The following is a 786-nucleotide window of genomic DNA, read 5'->3' on the forward strand; positions in this document are numbered from 1 at the left end:
GTATAGAAATATATATATAAAAAGACATCTACGCGCTTATGCCTATGCGCTACGCGCTTGGGTACATGCCTGTATGCGCTGAATAGCTATTTCTTTTTGCCGAAATTCCATACATTCAAATAAGCGCAACGATTTCAGCGTCTTAGCTGTATTTTCGGGCCTATTTTCCCTTGTATTTTTGCCGATGTATGCGCCTGGACACACCGTGAGGCCCCGAAAATGTTGGCATTTTGCAAACTGCCATCTTGCACCCTCGATATTCGCAGCGTATATCAACGTTATCGAAACGCAAACAAGACGAGTCGCCCACGATGTCCGACACCGCTTTCAAGACTGCCCCTTACGGTTCCTACACCACGGCCACCTTGCGCGTGTGGGCTGAGCAGGAAGGCGTCGACACCGCCCCCTATCTCGCCGAGATCGCCCGCCGCGAGGCCGTGGCCGCCGGTGACGTGTCCGTGATGACCCCTGGCGAGCGCTTGCGGTTCATCCGGCACGGCAAAGCCCGCTAACCCCCATCGAATCCGAGGAGTCACCCACATGCCTAAGACCGTCTACACCGCGATTGACCCGAACGGGGTCGCGCACACCCGGACCACCGACCGCACCTATACCCACACTGTTGTTGCGCAGCGTTCGAAGGCCGCCGCGATGGCTTCCGCCACCGACGCGGGATGGGCGAAGACGGAGAAGTCGAACTTTGAATACTACGTCAAGATTGCCAGCGGGAACGACCCCTATCCGGCCCGCACCTATATGACGCCGGACCGCTTCACCGCCGAACAG

General features: G+C 56.7%; 2 protein-coding genes. Both read left to right on the plus strand.

The genetic code is table 11. The features are described 5' to 3' along the window. Positions 1-311 precede the first annotated feature (311 nt). A complete protein-coding gene (locus tag EOA27_RS38650; RefSeq protein WP_127258998.1) occupies positions 312-512 on the plus strand; it encodes a hypothetical protein in 201 nt (66 codons plus the stop codon). A 28-nt stretch (positions 513-540) separates the two neighbouring features. Next, positions 541-786: hypothetical protein (locus EOA27_RS38655; RefSeq protein ID WP_145970912.1), on the plus strand; the 246-nt coding region annotated here is incomplete at its 3' end.

The organism is Mesorhizobium sp. M2A.F.Ca.ET.037.01.1.1, assembly GCF_003998075.1.
Classification (GTDB): Bacteria; Pseudomonadota; Alphaproteobacteria; order Rhizobiales; family Rhizobiaceae; genus Mesorhizobium.

Bases quoted from the DNA above. Each gene is read 5' to 3' on its own strand.
- EOA27_RS38650 (WP_127258998.1), top strand. From the start codon at position 312: ATGTCCGACACCGCTTTCAAGACTGCCCCTTACGGTTCCTACACCACG.